Here is a 19,286-nt window from a genome sequence, read left to right as displayed (position 1 = left end):
ATGTTCCAACATAACAATATTCTACAAGGTGAGCTCGCAACGGAGTACAAAACCGTTATTGCGATGGTGCACATCTATTGCAAAGATCACCACGGTGAAGTTCGTCAGAATAACGCGTTATGTGAGGAGTGTGAGCAACTGTTGCGTTACGCCGAAACACGACTGGATAGATGTCCTTATGGCGAAGCAAAACCGACCTGTAATAAGTGTCTGATTCATTGCTATAAACCAGACCCGAAAGAGCAAATGCGATTGGTGATGCGCTATGCCGGGCCAAGAATGCTACTTAAGCATCCGATATTAGCGATTCGACATCTGATTCATGAGAAACGGAAAGTGCCTGAAAAGCCGTTGCCGAATGTGTCGAACCGCCATATCCGAATGAACAAGAAGTAAGTGGCGCTTTAAAGTAATTTCTAAAGAAATGCAAAAGGTCTGATTTCTCAGACCTTTTTTATGTAGATACGTTTTATCTAAGTTTGAATATAGCCAGGTAACTGAAACTTACGCCGCTTGAGGCTCTTCGTAGGTCACCGTTAGGTTGTTGATCCAGCGTCGGCTCAAGTAACGGTGTGAACAGATGGTCAATTTCACGACTTCTTCTACCAACATTAGACCATAGATGTATTTAAAGTCCCATTCAGCGACAAACGCGCCGTAAACACATACTGGAATGCCCACCATCCACATCGCGATGAAATCCATGCGAAGGCAGAACGCATTATCACCACCAGCACGAATAATACCGTTAATGATCACCATGTTGAGCATACGAATGACTACTGCAAAACACATAATAGTCATTGCAGGTGCAGCGAGTGGGTACAATGCATCGGTAGAAAGGTTTAGCCATGACAGAACGTGCTCTTTACCCATAAACAATAGCAAGCCTACAACCGCACCAAAACCAACCACGGCTTTGATGAACGTCAGACCCATACTCATAGCGTCATCAAACTCATCACGACCAAGTGAGTGACCAAGCAACACGGAACACGCTACAGAAATACCAAAGAATATCGAGTAACACAGCGACTCAAAAGGCGCGAGCATAGAGAACACAGCAAGTTCCGTTGTGCCCATGTGACCGAAGATCATTTGGTACGCCATAGTGCCCATTGCCCATAACACGGCATTCATCGTTAGTGGCAAAGCAATACGACGGTAAGACAACCATAATGATGGACGATGTGGTGAACTAGGCGTGGTTAACAACCAGTGTTTACGCATACGCATGTAGCTATACATCAAGCCAACTTGAATCGCGCGAGCGAGTGTCGTCGCCAGTGCCGCACCTGCTACGCCCATAGCGGGAATACCAAAGGCACCTTTGATTAGAACGAAGTTAAGCGCAATGTTGAGTGCAATGGTCACCGCGCCCAATAGTAGTGGGGTTACGGTGTCACCTGATGAGCGCATGCTTGCTTCCACCACGACGACAATGTGAGTCAGCAGTAGAACAGGGAAGCCATACCATAGGTAAGTCGCGCCAAGTTCAATCACGGTTTGATCGCTGGTTTGCAACATCATTAAAAACTGAGAACCAAGAGTGATGATTGCAGTAACAGGCAGCAGAACTTTTAAGCCAAACACCATCGCGATAGATGATACCGTTCGCGCGCTTTTTCGGTCATTCTTTCCCCAGTATTGAGCAACCAATGTTCCGTTTGCTGAGGCCAACCCTGCCATAATCATAATAGCAACGAAGTGCCATTTTGATGCAATTCCCACAGCCGCAGCTGCTTCCATACCATAATCACTGACCATTAGTACGTCAGCAAGGGCAAGAATAGCGACAAGCGCACTTTGCAAAGCAACAGGCAAACCCAGTTTAACGATACGAGGTAAGATGCTCTCTGGCTTGTTATTCATAGATGAGTTAGGGTTGATGTTAGTTGTCATAAGCTCTCCGATTTATGGCAGAACTATAGTGATTTGAGCGAAGTAACAACATGTTTAAAAAACAACAAAACCTGTGCGAATCCGTCATTGATTCAATGAGACCAAAATCAACTTGGCATGATGATGTTTTTCTCGCTGAACAGTGCAAAGAACGTTTTTTGACCGTTGAAGATATTCCAGAGATGAAAAGCTTTGGTGTCTATATGGGCGGCATGGCGAAGCTATATGATGGCTACTGGGTTGAGCGCGAATCCGTTAATGTTCATACGTTGATTTTCACTATGGAAGGTGGCGGCATTCTAACAACCGCAACATCGGTCCAAGCGATTACACCTTATACACTCGTGGTGCTTCCTGCTGAAACCCCATTTCGTTTTGAACTCGATCCTCAATATAATTATTGGAAAATGGCGTGGATGCTGACGCCTGACACCAAGCAATGGCAGCACATAGCAAGTTTAGGACAGGGGATTGTGCCTTTTGGAGAGTGTGAGCAGATCTGGTCATTAATGAACTTGGTTTACTTTGAGATAGGCGGTAGAGCCAGTTACCGTAAGTTACTCTTGAGTGAAATTATCCGAACATTGACGGGGTTTGAGCCTAAGTCGACCAGCACCACTGCACGTGTTCAAGCGCTCTATAACGAAATTGAAAGTAGTCTGCATCAGCCATGGACAGTGGCAGGGATGGCTGAAAGAGTGTTTATCAGTGAAGAGCAACTTAATAGAGTCACCAAGACGCTATTCAACCTCTCACCACGCAGTAAATTGATTCAATTACGCATGGACAAAGCCACCAGTCTACTGAAATATCAAGATTGGTCAGTTTCTATGATTGCTAATCGCTTAGGCTACAAAGATCCTTATAACTTTTCGCATCGTTTCAAAAAGCATTTCGGTTTGTCACCCAGTCAATATCGAAAGAGCCATCGACTTCTTGGTTAGCCTTGCACGATGAAATGAGAAGTGTGGGAGAAGAAGGTTACATATAGGCATGAGTTGAAAAGAGCCCTTCGCTTAGACATAAAGTCTGAACTCGGAGCCCTAATGACACGCATCTAGTGTCTATCTATTTAAGCTTACTCGCCTGCAATCTGTAGGTGAGAGCGCTTTAGGCTAGCAATCAACATGTAGATCGTTGTAGCAAGTAGAGACGCGAACAGGTAAGTGAACAATCCTGCTTGTGAATCCATAAAGCTGTCTGCAACGATTGGTCCCGCAACAGAACCGATGCTGTAGCAAAGTAGCATGATTTGAGTCACTGACACCAAGTAGCTTGGGTCAAGGTTACGGCAACCTAAGTTAATCGCGATTGGGTATAGCGCAAATGTGGCCATGCCTAATACGAACAAGCTCATGCCTAGTACGTAGAAATCGTGATTGATAGTGAGCACACCAATGCTTGCAACCCCTAGCAGGCAGAACAGAGCCATTAATAACACTTGTCCTACGTGGTGAGATAACCAAGTCACGATCGGCTGTACAGCCATACCACCCATGATAACCAAAGCCATCAAACCACCAATGTCTTCGTGTGCAATGTTACGTTGAGCAAGTTCAACTGGCATCAAGCCGTAAATCGCACCTAGCGTTAATCCGGAAACAATGCAGCCAATTAGCGCGCTGTGGCTTAATTTGCTGATCTGCTTTAAAGACAAAGATTGCGCATCGTGGATCTGTGGTGGAGTTGCTTGTCCGTACATCAGCACAATGATCGCACCAAACAGAAGGGTGAACATTGCGATGAAAGGTACGCCACCAGTAATACCTAAGTAACCGATACCAAGCTGACCAACTGCAGAACCGCCGTACAGTGAACACATGTAGATAGCGAGACGTTTTGCGCGTTGTGACTCGTCACCGTTCATTAGCCAAGACTCTACAATCACGAAGATACCTGCAACCGCCACACCAGCCACAAAGCGAGCTAGTAGCCATACTGCTTGGTGTGGGATCAATGGCAATACAAGGATCGTTGCGATGAACACACTCAATGCGATGACGAACGCATCTTTGTGGCCAACACGCGCAATGGCACGTTCAATCAATAATGTACCAGCCAGTAGACCTGCATAGAATGCACTCGCCAACCAACTCGATAGATCTTTGTCTAAGCCATACTCAGACAGCATTAATGGTAATGAACTCATTAAGTAGCCTGAAGCGATCGCGTAAAAAGACAATGCAATAACAGGAACAGTTATGCGAGTTGTTGGTTGGATGTTGTCCAATGCAGGAGCCTCTGATAGTAAAAGAAACGATGAATTTTCCGCGACTATGGGGGAGAAACTGAATTGGGTAAAACAAATAAAAATGGTCGTTAAGATAAAAGAAATTTATCGACCAACTAAACTAAAATACGGTTGCGATATTTGGTGGTTTGGCGAGATTTTATGCGGGCAAAAAGTCGTTAAGCCGTTGTTCATTGGTGGTTTAATTTAGAAAAAGATTGCAGCGTGATTGTCTTTTTATGATTTGGATTGATTGGGATTTTAAGTGTTAGACCGTTTCTTTACGGTATTGACGTGGCGAGTTACCACTCCACTTACGAAAGGCATGACGAAAGTTAGCGCTGTCTGAAAACCCAACGCGCTCAGATATCTCTTCAATGCTCATTTGAGTTGAAGAAAGGTAGTGTCGAGAAAGGTGAAAACGAACGTGGTCCAGTATCTTCTGATAGCTCGTATCCGCTGCTTTCAGGTGACGACGCAGAGTTCGAGAAGACATGCCCAGTTCTGAAGAAATGGATTCTATAGAAGGGTAACATCCTGGCCTTTCAATCAGCATCTGAGAGACTTTCTCTTTGAGGCTACTGGGTGCACTGACTTTTGCCAACATGTCATCACACGATTTTAAGCACATCTGTAAAGTGATGGGGTTGGCGGTAGGAAGAGATGAATACAAGGTGGTTGCGTCGAACTCCCATTCAAGCCGGTCACTATTGAATTCAACCGGGCAGCGGAAAATCTCTGTGTATAGATCGCCGTATTCAGGTTTTGGATAGGGGAAGCGGATCACTTGAGAAGGAAAGGGCTGCTGTAAGACCTCTTCGCACAAACTGTGTATCGCCGAGAACCAGTATTCACAACAAAAGGGCAGTAAAGAATCGAGTTCGATAAGTTGCTCTGCGCGAAAGTAACCAATGTTGTCTTCTACAGACATGGTTTTCCTGAGGACAGGGCCAGCAAGTTGCAGATACTTAAACCCGATTAAAAAGGCATCGAGTAGTGTTTCGCTGCTAAACACCGCATAACCGAGCACGCCGAAATCGCTGAACCTCGCTTGTTGGCCAACTTTAAGCCCCAATCCGTCTTCGTTGGAATTCGCTAACGCATTACTGAACACAGCAAGCTTTTGCGCCAAAGTGATGTGTGTATCGGGTGTGTTGAGTTGGAGAGCATCGATGTTACTGCCTTCGAGCAACTCTTCGATACTGAGAACAGGCGACAGGTAACGATGCAGCAACTGAAGATCCAGAATGCCGAATGCTTGCATGTCGGGTTCGTAAACTGCGGTGTATTCCATAAGCTGCCTCTTGTTGAATATCGATATCTTAACCGAACTTTTAACATTTACGCCTGTTGCTTGTTCTCACTTTCGCAAGCTTGTTCCAAATTTTGGTTTATGTGTGCAAGGTTTTATTGGGCTTACACAGGTCGTGTCCGAATATCACCGGTTTTTGTCTTTTTGAAACCTGTTCGAAATGTTATCGAAATGTTGTTATTTATTGGGCTGCACATTGGAGCGTCTCAAACATTTTGCTCAATAACGACTCTTATCTACATGACACACCAATGTGCAGGCTCGTGATGACAAGAAAGAGACTTATTACAACGATTAGAACGTCTACGGTGACCGTCACAAACAGGTCTAAGCCGCACAAGGAGATCATGGATGCACAATCTTGCTGTTAATTTGGAGCGTAGCGCTTCGCTTTTTCCAACTAAAGCCGCTCTGCGTATGGGATCGGATGAAATCAGTTTTTCTCAGTTAGAACAACTTTCTGGAAACGTGGCTGCTAACTTGAAAAGACTTGGGTTGCAGAACGGAGATAAGGTAGCGTTGTCATGCCCGAACGTGACTTACTTTCCGATAGCCTATTACGGGATTCTAAAAGCGGGTTGTGTAGTCGTGCCTTTGAACGTGCTATTCAAGGCCAGAGAGATCGCTTATCACCTTAATGACTCTAACGCGAAGGCCTATTTATGTTTTGACGGCAGTGAAGAGCTTCCAATTGGTCGCTATGGTTTACAAGGTTTTGAGCAGGCAAACCACTGTGAACACTTTGTCGAGATGCCTATCCCAACAAACACAGACACTACTTTAGAAAGTAATGAGGAGCATGAATCAATCGCTGATTGGTTGGCACAACCTTTTACTCCTTTTGAGTCTGTGGCTTGTCATGGCGATGATACCGCTGTGATCCTTTATACCTCTGGCACGACGGGTCAACCAAAAGGGGCTGAGCTTTCCCACACCAACATGCAAACCAATGCGATGTCGTCACAGTATCTAATGAGATTGGAGTACAGCGACACCACAATGGCTACACTGCCTTTATTCCATAGCTTCGGTCAGACGGTGATGATGAACGCGAGTGTGCTAACAGGGTCCACCATGGTGTTGATTCCTCGTTTTGAACCGTCATTGGTTATTGAACAGATCATTAGCCATAAAGTCAGCGTGTTTGCGGGTGTTCCTACTATGTATATCGCGCTATTAAAGGCGGGAGAAGAGTCTTCTGATAGTTTAGAAAACACAAGCAAACGCTCTGAACAGGTTAAACACAGCTTGAGGTTAGGTGTTTCTGGCGGTGCTTCTATGCCGCTTGAGGTTATACGACAGTTTGAATCTCGTTTTGAATTACCAGTCTTAGAAGGTTATAGGCTCTCGGAAACGGCGCCGGTTGCGACCTTTAATCATATTGATGGCGATCGTTTATCGGGTAGTGTCGGTCAGCCTTTATGTGGCCACCTCATCAAGATTACTGATATACAAGGCAACTCTGTCGCTATGGGTGAACTCGGCGAAGTCTGCATTAAAAGCCCAAGTGTGATGAAAGGCTATTATCAAAGGCCAGAGGCGACAGCTGAATCTATTCGTGATGGTTGGTTCTTAACGGGAGATATCGGTCGCGTCGATGAGCATGGCAATTTGTTCATTGTTGACCGTGTTAAAGACATGATTATTCGTGGTGGGTACAACGTTTATCCACGTGAAGTCGAAGAAGTGTTGATGTGTCACCCCGATGTCGAAATGGTCGCGGTGGTAGGCGAGCATCATGAACATTTAGGCGAGGAGATCCACGCGCATGTGGTTCTTCACGAACATACGCAATGTGATAGTGCCGCCTTGATAGCATGGTGTCGTGAGCAACTCGCCGACTACAAATACCCGCGTAAGGTATTCATTCGTAAAGCCTTACCCATGACAGCAACCGGAAAAATCTTGAAGCGTGAGTTACACCCACTAGAAATAGCGGAGATGGCAAATGGATAGTTATGATTTTATTATTGTTGGCGGTGGTTCAGCTGGGTGTGTGATGGCTTCTCGGCTGTCGGAAGATCCTGATGTGACGGTTTGCTTGTTAGAAGCGGGTGGTAAAGACACCAGCCCATTCATTCACACACCCGTTGGCGTGGTGGCGATGATGCCAACCAAACTCAATAATTGGGCCTTCGAGACCGTAGAACAACCTGGCTTAAATGGTCGTAAGGGCTATCAGCCGAGGGGGAAGACACTCGGTGGTTCTAGCTCTATTAATGCCATGATGTACGCCCGTGGTCATCGTTATGACTACGACACATGGGAAAGCTTGGGCAATGCTGGCTGGAACTATAAATCGTGTTTACCTTATTTTAAGAAAGCAGAGAATAACGAAGTCCACCAAGATGAGTATCACGGCCAAGGCGGTCCTCTGAATGTGGCGAACCTTAGGTCGCCAAGCCCAATGTTGGAGCGCTATTTGACTGCGTGTGAATCGATTGGTGTCCCTCGCAATGAAGATATAAACGGTGCCGCTCAGTTCGGTGCAATGCCGACTCAGGTTACTCAGTTGAATGGTGAACGATGTAGTGCGGCTAAGGCCTACTTGACGCCAAATCTATCTCGTCCAAATCTCACCGTGGTGACCAAAGCAACCACACATAAGGTCTTGTTTGAAGGTAAGAAAGCGGTTGGGGTTGAATACGGCTCGAATGGCAAGCGTTATCAGATCCGATGCAACAAGGAAGTCATTTTGTCAGCTGGGGCTTTTGGGTCTCCCCAGTTGCTGTTGCTATCGGGCGTCGGTTCTAAAGATGAGTTGGCGGTTCATGGCATCGAGCAAGTTCATGAGTTACCGGGAGTGGGTAAGAACCTGCAAGATCATATCGACTTGGTTCGCTCATATAAGTGTAGCGAAAAGCGCGAAACGTTCGGTATTTCATTGCAAATGGCATCTGAAATGACCAAAGCTGTGCCCTTATGGCACAAAGAGCGTCGCGGGAAAATGAGCAGCAACTTTGCTGAGGGCATTGGTTTTCTTTGTTCTGAAGATCATATCGCCGTGCCAGATTTAGAGTTTGTATTTGTCGTGGCAGTTGTCGATGACCATGCGAGAAAAATACATACTAGTCATGGGTTTACCTCACATGTCACCTTGCTGAGACCAAAAAGCCATGGCACCGTGACACTCAATAGCTCTGATCCTTACGATCCACCAAAGATCGACCCTGCGTTTTTCAGTCATCCTGAAGACATGGAGATCATGATTAAGGGCTGGAAGAAGCAGTATCAAATGTTAGAGAGTTCCGCGTTTGATGATATCCGAGGCAATGCTTTCTACCCTGTGGACGCCAGTGATGACAAGGCTATCGAGCAAGATATTCGCAATCGTGCAGACACTCAGTATCACCCGATCGGGACCTGTAAAATGGGACCTAGTAGCGATTCTTTAGCTGTGGTAGATAAAGATCTCAAAGTTTATGGATTGGATAATTTGAGAGTCATTGATGCTTCTGTGATGCCGACACTGATTGGGGCAAACACCAATGCACCAACCATTATGATTGCTGAGAAAGTCGCAGATCAAATCAAACAGCAATACGGGTTTGGCAAGCAAGAATCTAATATTCAAGCGAAAGGCGAAGCTGTAGTTTTATTCAAGAAGTTAAGTGATAACCATAAATAAAACAGTAGGTTAGATAGTCTTGATTTGGTAAGACTCTCTAACCTATTTTTGTGTGCTTACTTAGAATTAAGTAATGCTAAATCAATAGCTTAACCAATAGTATTACTTAGTTAGTGCTTGATTAAGCCACTGATCAAATTGACCTTTTGGCAGTGCACCGTTAATCGTATCAACACGTTGACCGTTCTTGAACACCATCACCGTTGGGATGCTTCTGATTTGATACATAGCCGCCAGTTGCTGTTGAGCTTCGGTATCAATTTTAACAAATCGAACATCGCCAGCGCGCTCTTTAGCAACATCGCTAAATACAGGTGCGAAACCTACACATGGGTTGCACCATGTCGCCCAAAAATCGACAACGACAGGCTGTGAACTGTTCAAAATTGATTGGAAATTCAGTGACGTACCTTCGATTGGTGCACCGTCTAGAAGTGCGTTTTTGCACTTACCACAAGTAGGGCTTTCTGAAATTCTTTCTGAAGGAACTCGGTTTACGCCACCGCAAGAAGGGCAACGTGTGTTGAATGTAGACATAACTTTCTCTTTTTATTGCGTCTCCGTGCCTAACGCGATTTACGAATCATGTACGGAACGCTTATACTGTTTAAAACAAGAATAAGATACTCAAATAAAAACAAACAATAAACAGGTAAATGATGACAAAATTTTACGCTGAAATTACGGGCTGGGGAAAGTGTCTGCCACCAGCCGTGCTATCCAATGATGATTTAAGCACTTTCATTGATACGTCTGACGAGTGGATTCGTACTCGAACTGGTATCGAAAATCGTCGTATCAGTCATGTAAATACCTCTGAGCTAGCGACCGTTGCTGCTCAACATGCAATGGCGTGTGCTGGTTTAACAGCCGAAGATATCGATCTTGTGATCGTAGCGACGTGCAGTCCAGACTCTCTTATTCCAAATACCGCGTCTAAAGTTCAACAGAACTTAGGCATCAAGAGCGCAGCAGCTTTTGACCTTAATGCAGCGTGTACAGGCTTTATCTACGGTGTTGAAACCGCAACTCGATTGATTCAAGCGGGCAACTACCGCAATGCGATCGTTGTGGGTGCAGAGCGTCTTTCATTCTTCATCGACTGGACCAAGCGTGATACTGCGGTTCTATTCGGTGATGGCGCTGGCGCTGTGGTTCTATCACGTACTGAAGAGCAAGTGGGTTTACAAGAAGCTCAAATCGGTTGTGACGCAGAGGGCCGTGACATTCTAGCAGTACCAAAATTCGGTACTTCTATGGACCGCTTTGCTGCTGATAACGGTTACTGGGATTTTGATTTCGTTGGTAAAGAGATCTTCAAGCGTGCAGTGAAAGGAATGGGCGCTGCAGCACATACAGTATTGAGTCGCACTGGCATCTCAACTGAAAACATAGATGTTGTGATTCCGCACCAAGCGAACATCCGAATTATTCAAACTCTGTGTGATATGGCGGGCATTGAACGTGAGAAAGCGTTTGTGAACATTCAAAACTATGGCAACACGTCGGCTGCGACTGTGCCAATTGCATTGTGTGAATCGTTAGAGCAAGGCTTTGTTAAACCGAACTCAAACATCCTTGTGGCGGCATTCGGTGCCGGTTTAACTTGGGGGGCAGGCCATATTAAGTGGGGTAGCCGTGTTGATCCGTTAGGTCAATCGGACGCTAAGCTTCCAGAAGCAGATAGCTCGGCATTAGAACTTCTAGAGAGAGCCATTTTACACTGTAAAACGCGTCCTAATTCTGAGAATGAGTAGCAGCATGGCGCAAGTTCGTTTTATGACAGAAGCCGACCTCGATGGAGCGGCTTTAGTTCACCAAGCTACTTTTGTTCGACAGCAAAACTCAAAAAATTGGTTACAATGTAACTTAAATGCTGCGCCACGCTTTCTTAACTTTGTTGCTGAAAGCGATGGCGAGATTGTCGGCTACATTATTTGGGTTCAAAAGAGTGGGTTTAGGCCTGAAGCTGTTTTGGAGCTAGAACAACTTGCTGTGTTACCGAGTGCTCAGGGGCAAGGATTGGGCAAAAAGCTGATTCTAGACTCTTTGCCTCAAGTGAAGCAGAAGCTATCAGAGCAGGGCTCGACACTAAAACATGTATTAGTGACCACCAGAGCAGATAACTTTGCACAAAAGCTCTATCAGTCGACATTGGGCGCTCAAGTCGAAACCACGATTTCAAACTTTTACTCAGCCGATGAAGTGCTTATGATAGCTCGCAATGTAGGTGAACGAATCTGATCGCTGAGTTCTTAGAACCATTATTATCAGCGGCATAACTCGATTAACGTTTTATTAGGGGCTTCTGTGGCCCTTTTGTTATTTCTTAGGAAGTATTTTGAAGAAAGTTTTAGCAATTGGCTACGTTTGGCCAGAACCGAATTCATCGGCGGCTGGCAGCCATATGATGTCTCTTTTACGTCTATTTAAGAGACAAGGTTGGTCAGTTGAATTTGCAACACCCGCTCAAGAAACCGAGCACATGATTGATCTCTCTGAAGAGGGCATCACAAGCCAATCTATACAGTTAAATTGCGATAGCTTTGACGATTACATTGAAGAGCTGCAGCCCGATGTTGTGATGTTTGACCGTTTTATGATGGAAGAACAGTTTGGTTGGCGTGTCGAGAAAGTATGCCCGAATGCCTTTAAGTTACTGGATACGGAAGACTTACAGTTTCTGCGTAATGCTCGACACGAAGCGGTTAAGAAAGAAACAGATCTGACCAAAGCACACTTGTACAGTGACTTGGCTAAACGTGAAATTGCCGCGATTTTGCGCTGTGATCTTTCGTTGATCATTTCAAGTTACGAGATGGAACTGCTTCAATCTGAGTTCAATATCGATCCCAAACTGCTTCATCATCTGCCGTTCATGGTTGATCTTAATACGCTTCCTGAAAGCACGAAAAGCTTTGAAGAACGTAAGCATTTCATGACGATAGGCAACTTTAGACACGCACCGAACTGGGATGCCGTACTTCAGCTACAGAAGATTTGGCCGAAGATTCGTAAACAGTTACCTGACACTGAACTTCATATTTATGGATCGTATCCGCCGCCAAAAGCAACCGCTTTGCATAACCCTAAAACTGGCTTCCATATCAAAGGTTGGGCGAAAGACGCTCAAGAAGTGATGGAGCAGGCTCGTGTGTGTGTTGCACCTTTACGATTTGGCGCAGGCATTAAAGGCAAGTTACTTGATGCGATGAAGCTACAGACTCCGAACGTGACCAGTGAAATCGGCAGCGAAGGCATGTTGCCACAAGGAGAACTGCAATGGCCAGGTGCGGTTGCTGATGATATCGACGAATTTGTTGAAGCTGCAGTTGCCCTTTATAAAGATGAAGAGAAGTGGCTTAAGGCACAAAGCCGATGTCATTCAATCCTTGAAGCGCACTACGAGCAGAATAAACTGAGCGACACATTGATTGAGCGATTGATTGCGTTAGAGTCGGATCTTGAATCTCATCGACTGGATAACTTCTTTGGTTCGATGCTCAAACACCACAGCATGGCGAGCACGAAGTACATGTCGCAATGGATTGCTGAGAAGAACAAGGTCAAATAGCTGTTCTTTACCAAAGACAGAATAAATCTTAAGCCCTTAGGTTAACACCTAGGGGCTTTTTTCATGCAGGGCGCTTGTTAATTCCAGACTTACAAAACGACACATACTCGCAGTACATTAGCATTGACTAATTTATATTTATTAGTAAACTCTAATTTATAGGTTGTTATGAGTTTATGATGTTTGTGGATAGGAGAGGTTTGTGCTTAGTTTGATTCCTTGGGATGCTTTTTTCGGCGGCATGTTGTTAGGCGTGTCGGCCATTGTTTTAATGTTGGGGATTGGTCGAGTTGCTGGCATTAGTGGCATTGTCAGCCGATTATTGCCAACTGGCACCAGCAACAAAGAACGTAAAGATGCGGATACAGCAAACACCGAAAAACACTGGCGTATCGCCTTTGTTGTGGGAATGGTCGCAAGTGGTTGGCTATTAATTCCGACGGGCTACCAACTTCCGCAGTTAGAAGAGATGAATCTCGCTTTAGTGATTATTGCTGGCCTTCTGGTGGGCTTTGGTACTAAAACAGCGAACGGTTGTACTAGCGGGCATGGCATTGTCGGAATGGCGCGTTTATCTAAACGTTCTATTGTTGCGACCTGTGTATTTATGGGTGTGGCAATCGTAACCGTGTTTATCAAGAATCTGACTGGCTTGGGGGCATAATGAAAAACGCTTCATTTACTATCGTTATCGGTTTGGTCGCAGGTATTCTTTTTGGCTCTGGCATGATCATCTCAGGGATGGTTGATCCTGAGAAGGTACTCGGCTTCTTAGACATTACCGGTAACTGGGACATTAGTTTGGCATTCGTCATGGGTGGCGCGCTATTGGTCTTTGCACCGTTTTATCATCTGGTCATTAAAAAGCGCGCTAAAGCCATCAATGGCGAGCCGTTAGATAGCCGTAACAATCCGTTGATAGACAGAAAGCTGATTCTTGGATCTACAGCGTTTGGCTTAGGCTGGGGGATTGCAGGCTTTTGCCCAGGCCCTGCGGTAACCAGCCTAAGTGGCGGCAACCCGACGGTGTGGGTGTTTATGATAAGCATGCTGGTGGGAATGTGGCTGGCGGATCGTATGAACAAAACGTGTTAGTAGCAAGCTTATAGCTGATTACATTGGCTTTGACGTTATCCGTTCTGAGCTGACCAAGCATAGAGGTTGACTCGCTTTCAGCACGAAAGTCAGTCAGCCTCTTTCTATATTTACTGTTTCTATTATTTTCAGTTATCTACAATCTGCTGTTATCTAAAATCTACTATTTAATAGTTGTTGAAACTGGGCAGTGGTCACTGAGTTTGTAGTCCAGAACATCTTGTGTTTCAAATACCTTCTGCTTTGCAGGAGAAGCATTTAGCGACTCACTCACCACAATATGATCAATAACAGAGCGGAACTGATGTGTGCGATAATTGTTGCGGTTAGAGCGTACCTTACAATCTGCACGGGTCTTTCGTGTCGCTAACTGCGCATCAGTATATTGTGATAACTCTTTCCACATCCAATCTCGTGAGTAAGCGAGGTTATGGTTAAAGTCGCCAAGAATGGCGTAGTCTTCGTTATTGCGCTCTCTTTGCTTTATCCACTTGTTCAGTTGCTGAGCTTGCTCTTTTAAACGAGAGCAATCGCGGTTGGACTTATACGCTCCGCTACAACCTGCCTTTAAATGCACAGACAACATGTGAATGGGTTTAAAGTTTGTTTCTACGACGATATAGCTGGCAAACCTAAGTTTACTGTTGGATGTGGTTTCAAGCGGAAAGTCAGCGTAGTCGGTGAGGGCTACTCCTTTACGAACTGCAAATCCCGTGTATTGGTTCACTTCTTTAAATTGGCGGTTGCTGTTCTTAGATAGCGCCCGGTCAGACATCAATATCTTGTATTGATCACCAGCCACACGCTGAATGGCATTTACGTTATCGACTTCTTGAAACGCAACCACGTCTGCGTCTAAGGATTGAAAATAAGTTGCGAGTTTGTCGAAATCAGCTTGATCACGTTTGTCAGAAAACTTATTCACAGCCTCGTTGGTTGATAACCATTCGATATTCCAACTGGATATGGTCAAAGGTTCAGCAAATGTCTGGCTACTGAGTAAGCAGCCTAACATTATCCAGTTTTGAAGTCGTTTCATGCCAAATATCCCTAATTTTGTCTGCCAATATTGATGAGCCGTTATCCTACAACACTTACCAAAAATTCAACTCTTTTTAGGAGTTTTTTTATTGTTACATTGTTTCTTTTCGACTTGAGAACTAGCGTAATAATATTGAATTGATCTTAGTCAGCGTTCTCTTTTTATTGATCCAAATCAATACTCAAAGTTGGTGGTTCTCGTTAAATACGCCACAATATCTAGTGTTAGTTAAACGATAAATCGCTCTATATAGTGTGTTTGTGGATAAGTCTGTGAATACCTCAAGAGTAAGGAGAAGTGGTGAAATCAATCGTAATCAAGCGTGATGGCTCAAGAGCTCCATTCAGTAGAGATCGCATCCAAGCTGCAGTGGAAGCAGCATCAGACAAAGCCGATAAGGAAATTGCTATTTATGCACTGAATGTGGCATTAGCAGTTGAGTTGAAGCTCGAAGACTACGATGAAGTTCATATCTCTGAAATTCAAACCATGGTCGAGAACGAGCTAATGCAGGGACCATACAAGTCTCTGGCTCGTGCCTACATTGAATATCGTCATGACCGCGACATCGCCCGTGAGAAGCAAAGCGCTTTAACTCGTGAGATCGAAGGTTTGATCGAAGAAAGCAACGTTGATCTAATCAATGAAAACGCGAACAAAGATGGCAAAGTAATCCCAACTCAGCGTGACCTGCTGGCGGGTATCGTGGCTAAACACTATGCGAAAACTCACATTTTGCCACGTGATATCGTACATGCTCACGAATGTGGTGATATTCACTACCACGATCTAGACTACGCACCGTTCTTCCCAATGTTTAACTGCATGCTTATCGATCTGAAAGGCATGTTAACGCATGGCTTCAAGATGGGTAACGCGGAAATCGACACACCTAAGTCTATTTCTACGGCGACAGCGGTAACCGCGCAGATCATCGCGCAAGTGGCGAGTCACATCTACGGCGGCACAACGATTAACCGCATCGATGAGGTTCTTGAACCTTACGTTATGGCGAGCTACGAGAAGCACTTATCGCTAGCGAAAGAGTGGGACATTCATAGCCCAGAAGCTTTTGCTATCTCTCGCACAGAGAAAGAGTGTTACGACGCGTTCCAATCTCTGGAGTACGAAGTAAACACGCTGCACACCGCTAATGGACAAACACCATTCGTGACGTTTGGTTTTGGTTTAGGTGAAAGCTGGGGCTCGAAATTGATTCAGCAATCAATCTTGAAAAACCGCATTGCAGGTTTGGGTAAGAACCGTAAAACAGCCGTGTTCCCTAAACTGGTATTTGCGATCAAAGATGGTTTGAACCACCAGAAGCAAGATCCAAACTACGACATCAAGCAATTAGCGCTAGAGTGTGCGTCTAAGCGTATGTACCCAGACATTCTTAACTACGACAAAGTAGTAGAAGTGACAGGGTCATTTAAAACTCCTATGGGTTGTCGTAGCTTCTTGAATACTTACGAAGAAAATGGTGAGTTGATTCACGAAGGCCGTAACAACTTAGGTGTTGTTAGCTTGAACTTGCCACGTATTGCGATTAACGCAAAACAAGATATGGCTAAGTTCTACGAACTGCTTGATGATAAACTCAAGCTGGCTCGTCGTGCATTAGAAACTCGTATTTCTCGTCTAGAAAACGTGAAAGCACGTGTTGCTCCAATCCTATACATGGAAGGTGCATGTGGCGTTCGCTTGAAAGCAGACGACTCTATTGCCGATATCTTCAAGAACGGCCGCGCGTCTGTTTCTCTTGGTTACATTGGTATCCACGAAGCGATGACAGCACTTTACGGTACTGACGTTCACCTGTACGACGATGGCGAAATGCGTGCTAAAGCGCTTGAGCTGGTGGAGTACATGAAGCGTGAAGTGGAATCTTGGACGAAAGAGACAGGTTACGCATTCAGCCTATACGGCACACCAAGTGAAAACCTATGTAGCCGTTTCTGCAGCATCGACACCAAAGAATTTGGTGTGATTGATGGTGTGACAGACCGTGGTTACTACACCAACAGCTTCCACTTAGATGTGCAGAAGACAGTGAACCCATACGACAAGATCGATTTCGAGATGCCTTATCCTGAAATTTCTAGCGGTGGTTTTATCTGTTACGGCGAATTCCCGAACATGCAGAAGAACATCGAAGCACTAGAAAACGTATGGGATTACAGCTACACACGTGTTCCTTACTACGGCACTAACACACCGATTGATGAGTGTTACGAATGTGGTTACAACGGTGAGTTCGACTGTACAAGTAAGGGCTTTACGTGTCCTAAATGTGGCAACCATGACTCAACCAAAGTATCGGTGACGCGCCGTGTTTGTGGTTACCTTGGTAGCCCAGATGCACGACCATTTAACTTCGGTAAGCAAGAAGAAGTTAAACGCCGCGTGAAGCATCTTTAGTAAGCTCTAAGATTATTAGCTAGCTTACTTAGAAGAGCTACGTTTCAAGAAATATGTTTGGTATCGGCGCTATGTCGATACCAATTCATTTGTTTCAACTCTCGCTACTTTTCGAGTTAAACCATTAAGCCATCACGAGTTTTCAATACTGCCTTATGAATTATCACCAATATCACCCAATCGACGTTGTAAATGGCCCTGGAACACGCTGCACTTTGTTTGTGTCGGGTTGTGTACACCAGTGTCGCGGGTGTTATAACCAATCAACGCAAAGGTTGGACTCCGGGCATTTGTTTACTCAAGAGCTGCAAGACCACATTATCGCTGATCTCAATGATCCACGAATCAAGCGTCGTGGCTTGTCGCTTTCAGGTGGTGATCCTCTTCATCCTGCAAATGTATCTGAAGTGCTTAAGCTTGTTCAGCGTGTAAAAGCAGAATGTGAAGGTAAAGACATCTGGATGTGGACTGGCTATGAGCTCGATGAGCTGGATGATAAACAGAAGCAAGTATTGGAATACGTTGATACCCTGATTGACGGTCGTTTCGAACAAGATAAAGCGGATCCAATGTTGGATTGGCGTGGTAGTTCAAACCAAATTATTCATCGGTTCCGACTCTAGTAGACTTTCGTTAGTTAACGTCAACCTACATTAGTGCAAATTAGTAGCCTCAGCTTCTCTGTTGAGGCTTTTTTATTTTATGACGTTCTAAATTTGTAAATTGATTGAATATTGAACTATATGGAATAGGGAATATTAGATTGCACCAGTCTCAACTAGAGTTATCTCCTAAAAATCAAAACTTTGATGAATTTCTGTTTCTTAAATTGTAAATAAAATGATAACTTGGAGGCCATTACTTGAATTTCAAAGGGTTGTGACTTTCATGTTTTCACATCTACCAAAACCAACTTTAGATCCAATTCTATCTCTTTCTGTTGCTTACCGCGGCGATACTCGTACTGATAAAGTCGATTTAGGCATTGGCGTTTACAAAAACGACCAAGGCGAAACTCCGATCATGAAAGCCGTTTCTAAGGCTCAAGATATCGTTGTTGAAACACAGAAAACCAAAGCTTACGTTGGCCTAGCAGGCTGTGAAGAGTTCAACCAGAGCATGGTTGATCTGCTGCTTAAAGGGACTTCTGCAATGGATCGCGTTGCTGCGATTCAAACACCGGGTGCAAGTGGTGCACTTCGCATGTTGGGTGACTTAATGAAAGTTTCTCAACCAGACACCACGGTTTGGATTTCAAACCCAAGCTACGTTAACCACAAACCGGTGATGGAAGCGGCAGGCTTAAAAGTTCGATATTACAATTACTTCAGTCCTGAAACGAAGCAAGTTGATACTGCAAGAATGTTGGATGACCTTTCAAAAGCGGGTCCATCAGATGTGGTACTACTGCACGGTTGCTGTCATAACCCAACGGGTGCGGATATCGACTTTGAGGCGTGGCAGGAAATTACCAAACTATCGCAGAAAAATGGCTTCTTGCCGTTCGTTGATATTGCTTACCAAGGCTTTGGTGATGGCTTAGAAGAAGACGCAAAAGGTCTTCAACACATGGCTAACAACGTCGAAGAGATGTTGATTACGACATCTTGCTCGAAGAACTTCGGTTTATACCGTGAAAGAACGGGTGCCGCTATCGTGATTGGCAAAAACAGCGAACACGTTGGCAATGCTAAAGGTAAGCTTCTAACGCTTGCTCGTTCAACTTACACAATGCCGCCAGATCATGGTGCAGCTTTGGTTAAAACAATTCTTCAGAATCAAGAGCTAACCTCGATTTGGAAGCAAGAATTGAGTGAAATGCAGCAACGTTTGTTAAATCTGCGCCAAAGTTTATGTGATGAATTGCGAAATACTTATAACACGTCACAATTTGACTTCATTGAAAGCCATAAAGGCATGTTTAGTGTACTAGGCTTTAAAGAAACTCAAATGAATCAATTACGTGAAGAATATGGAGTCTATGGTGTTGGTGATGGACGCATCAATATCGCAGGCCTTTCCGAATCTCATATTCCTTATGTAGCAAAAGCGATAGCAAACGTTTCAAAATAGAAGGTGACT

General features: G+C 44.7%; 18 protein-coding genes. 13 read left to right on the top strand and 5 right to left on the bottom strand.

The features are described from left to right. Complete coding sequence (locus AB4375_RS18785) at nucleotides 1-396, top strand: nitrous oxide-stimulated promoter family protein (RefSeq protein WP_372052293.1); 396 nt, start codon at nucleotides 1-3, stop codon at nucleotides 394-396. A 108-nt stretch (nucleotides 397-504) separates the two neighbouring features. On the opposite strand, the gene AB4375_RS18780 is transcribed toward AB4375_RS18785, so the two are convergent. Next, a complete protein-coding gene (locus AB4375_RS18780; RefSeq protein WP_372052292.1) occupies nucleotides 505-1,902 on the bottom strand; it encodes an MATE family efflux transporter in 1,398 nt (465 codons plus the stop codon). A gap of 50 nt (nucleotides 1,903-1,952) precedes the next feature. Here AB4375_RS18780 and AB4375_RS18775 point away from each other — a divergent pair, with 50 nt between their 5' ends. Then, a complete protein-coding gene (locus tag AB4375_RS18775) occupies nucleotides 1,953-2,846 on the top strand; it encodes an AraC family transcriptional regulator (protein ID WP_017060977.1) in 894 nt (297 codons plus the stop codon). 134 nt (nucleotides 2,847-2,980) lie between these two features. Here AB4375_RS18775 and AB4375_RS18770 read toward each other — a convergent pair whose 3' ends face one another. Continuing rightward, a complete protein-coding gene (locus AB4375_RS18770; RefSeq protein ID WP_372052291.1) occupies nucleotides 2,981-4,132 on the bottom strand; it encodes an MFS transporter in 1,152 nt (383 codons plus the stop codon). On the opposite strand from AB4375_RS18770, the gene AB4375_RS18765 reads away from it, so the two are divergent. Next, nucleotides 4,104-4,343, top strand: a complete 240-nt coding sequence (locus AB4375_RS18765; RefSeq protein WP_017060129.1) for a hypothetical protein — start codon at nucleotides 4,104-4,106, stop codon at nucleotides 4,341-4,343. The genes AB4375_RS18770 and AB4375_RS18765 overlap by 29 nt on opposite strands. Nucleotides 4,344-4,400: 57 nt before the next feature. Here AB4375_RS18765 and AB4375_RS18760 read toward each other — a convergent pair whose 3' ends face one another. After that, entirely contained in the window at nucleotides 4,401-5,426 is a 1,026-nt protein-coding gene (locus AB4375_RS18760) for an AraC family transcriptional regulator (protein ID WP_372052289.1), read from the bottom strand. A gap of 369 nt (nucleotides 5,427-5,795) precedes the next feature. On the opposite strand from AB4375_RS18760, the gene AB4375_RS18755 reads away from it, so the two are divergent. Further along, nucleotides 5,796-7,400 carry a long-chain fatty acid--CoA ligase gene (locus AB4375_RS18755; RefSeq protein ID WP_372052288.1) on the top strand — a complete coding sequence of 535 codons (1,605 nt, stop codon included), beginning with the start codon at nucleotides 5,796-5,798 and terminating at the stop codon, nucleotides 7,398-7,400. Continuing rightward, entirely contained in the window at nucleotides 7,393-9,072 is a 1,680-nt protein-coding gene (locus tag AB4375_RS18750) for a GMC family oxidoreductase (protein ID WP_372052287.1), read from the top strand. The genes AB4375_RS18755 and AB4375_RS18750 overlap by 8 nt, the downstream gene beginning before the upstream one ends. A gap of 102 nt (nucleotides 9,073-9,174) precedes the next feature. Here AB4375_RS18750 and trxC read toward each other — a convergent pair whose 3' ends face one another. Next, nucleotides 9,175-9,609, bottom strand: coding sequence for a thioredoxin TrxC (trxC, locus tag AB4375_RS18745; RefSeq protein WP_017060125.1), 435 nt, complete (start codon nucleotides 9,607-9,609; stop codon nucleotides 9,175-9,177). 122 nt (nucleotides 9,610-9,731) lie between these two features. On the opposite strand from trxC, the gene AB4375_RS18740 reads away from it, so the two are divergent. The 5 genes from AB4375_RS18740 (at nucleotide 9,732) to AB4375_RS18720 (ending at nucleotide 13,741) form a co-directional block, all read left to right on the top strand. Then, nucleotides 9,732-10,829, top strand: coding sequence for a ketoacyl-ACP synthase III (locus AB4375_RS18740; RefSeq protein WP_017060124.1), 1,098 nt, complete (start codon nucleotides 9,732-9,734; stop codon nucleotides 10,827-10,829). Nucleotides 10,830-10,851: 22 nt separating this feature from the next. Beyond that, nucleotides 10,852-11,316 carry a GNAT family N-acetyltransferase gene (locus AB4375_RS18735; RefSeq protein WP_029235379.1) on the top strand — a complete coding sequence of 155 codons (465 nt, stop codon included), beginning with the start codon at nucleotides 10,852-10,854 and terminating at the stop codon, nucleotides 11,314-11,316. A 97-nt stretch (nucleotides 11,317-11,413) separates the two neighbouring features. Further along, nucleotides 11,414-12,646, top strand: coding sequence for a glycosyltransferase (locus AB4375_RS18730; protein ID WP_372052285.1), 1,233 nt, complete (start codon nucleotides 11,414-11,416; stop codon nucleotides 12,644-12,646). Between the two features lie 202 nt (nucleotides 12,647-12,848). Next, nucleotides 12,849-13,310: a YeeE/YedE family protein gene (locus AB4375_RS18725; protein ID WP_010429747.1), complete on the top strand. Its 462-nt coding sequence runs from the start codon at nucleotides 12,849-12,851 to the stop codon at nucleotides 13,308-13,310. Further along, the gene (locus AB4375_RS18720; protein WP_016787649.1) at nucleotides 13,310-13,741 is read left to right on the top strand and encodes a YeeE/YedE family protein; all 432 of its coding nucleotides are present in this window, start codon (nucleotides 13,310-13,312) and stop codon (nucleotides 13,739-13,741) included. The genes AB4375_RS18725 and AB4375_RS18720 overlap by 1 nt, the downstream gene beginning before the upstream one ends. Before the next feature lie 163 nt (nucleotides 13,742-13,904). Here the strand turns inward: AB4375_RS18720 and AB4375_RS18715 are convergent, their stop codons facing one another. Beyond that, nucleotides 13,905-14,780, bottom strand: a complete 876-nt coding sequence (locus AB4375_RS18715; protein WP_017064569.1) for an endonuclease/exonuclease/phosphatase family protein — start codon at nucleotides 14,778-14,780, stop codon at nucleotides 13,905-13,907. A 303-nt stretch (nucleotides 14,781-15,083) separates the two neighbouring features. On the opposite strand from AB4375_RS18715, the gene nrdD reads away from it, so the two are divergent. From nrdD to AB4375_RS18700, 3 genes are all read left to right on the top strand, one after another. After that, nucleotides 15,084-17,204: an anaerobic ribonucleoside-triphosphate reductase gene (gene nrdD, locus AB4375_RS18710; protein ID WP_102394372.1), complete on the top strand. Its 2,121-nt coding sequence runs from the start codon at nucleotides 15,084-15,086 to the stop codon at nucleotides 17,202-17,204. Between the two features lie 155 nt (nucleotides 17,205-17,359). Further along, nucleotides 17,360-17,827, top strand: coding sequence for an anaerobic ribonucleoside-triphosphate reductase-activating protein (gene nrdG / locus AB4375_RS18705; RefSeq protein WP_372052284.1), 468 nt, complete (start codon nucleotides 17,360-17,362; stop codon nucleotides 17,825-17,827). A 265-nt stretch (nucleotides 17,828-18,092) separates the two neighbouring features. Beyond that, nucleotides 18,093-19,277 carry an amino acid aminotransferase gene (locus tag AB4375_RS18700; protein ID WP_017064572.1) on the top strand — a complete coding sequence of 395 codons (1,185 nt, stop codon included), beginning with the start codon at nucleotides 18,093-18,095 and terminating at the stop codon, nucleotides 19,275-19,277. The last annotated feature ends 9 nt before the right edge of the window (nucleotides 19,278-19,286 follow it).

Origin of the sequence: Vibrio sp. 10N.261.51.C6 (assembly GCF_041471785.1) — a bacterium.
Classification (GTDB): Bacteria; Pseudomonadota; Gammaproteobacteria; order Enterobacterales; family Vibrionaceae; genus Vibrio; species Vibrio crassostreae_C.
Note: the sequence above shows the minus strand (reverse complement) of the source record. Positions and strands in the feature narration are given on the sequence as shown.

What these genes read in the sequence shown, in the direction of transcription:
- AB4375_RS18785 (WP_372052293.1), top strand. Translation starts at nt 1, where the DNA reads ATGTTCCAACATAACAATATTCTACAAGGTGAGCTCGCAACGGAGTAC.
- AB4375_RS18780 (WP_372052292.1), bottom strand. Translation starts at nt 1,902, where the DNA reads ATGACAACTAACATCAACCCTAACTCATCTATGAATAACAAGCCAGAG.
- AB4375_RS18775 (WP_017060977.1), top strand. Translation starts at nt 1,953, where the DNA reads ATGTTTAAAAAACAACAAAACCTGTGCGAATCCGTCATTGATTCAATG.
- AB4375_RS18765 (WP_017060129.1), top strand. Translation starts at nt 4,104, where the DNA reads ATGCGAGTTGTTGGTTGGATGTTGTCCAATGCAGGAGCCTCTGATAGT.
- AB4375_RS18760 (WP_372052289.1), bottom strand. Translation starts at nt 5,426, where the DNA reads ATGGAATACACCGCAGTTTACGAACCCGACATGCAAGCATTCGGCATT.
- AB4375_RS18755 (WP_372052288.1), top strand. Translation starts at nt 5,796, where the DNA reads ATGCACAATCTTGCTGTTAATTTGGAGCGTAGCGCTTCGCTTTTTCCA.
- AB4375_RS18750 (WP_372052287.1), top strand. Translation starts at nt 7,393, where the DNA reads ATGGATAGTTATGATTTTATTATTGTTGGCGGTGGTTCAGCTGGGTGT.
- trxC (WP_017060125.1), bottom strand. Translation starts at nt 9,609, where the DNA reads ATGTCTACATTCAACACACGTTGCCCTTCTTGCGGTGGCGTAAACCGA.
- AB4375_RS18740 (WP_017060124.1), top strand. Translation starts at nt 9,732, where the DNA reads ATGACAAAATTTTACGCTGAAATTACGGGCTGGGGAAAGTGTCTGCCA.
- AB4375_RS18735 (WP_029235379.1), top strand. Translation starts at nt 10,852, where the DNA reads ATGACAGAAGCCGACCTCGATGGAGCGGCTTTAGTTCACCAAGCTACT.
- AB4375_RS18720 (WP_016787649.1), top strand. Translation starts at nt 13,310, where the DNA reads ATGAAAAACGCTTCATTTACTATCGTTATCGGTTTGGTCGCAGGTATT.
- AB4375_RS18715 (WP_017064569.1), bottom strand. Translation starts at nt 14,780, where the DNA reads ATGAAACGACTTCAAAACTGGATAATGTTAGGCTGCTTACTCAGTAGC.
- nrdG (WP_372052284.1), top strand. Translation starts at nt 17,360, where the DNA reads ATGAATTATCACCAATATCACCCAATCGACGTTGTAAATGGCCCTGGA.
- AB4375_RS18700 (WP_017064572.1), top strand. Translation starts at nt 18,093, where the DNA reads ATGTTTTCACATCTACCAAAACCAACTTTAGATCCAATTCTATCTCTT.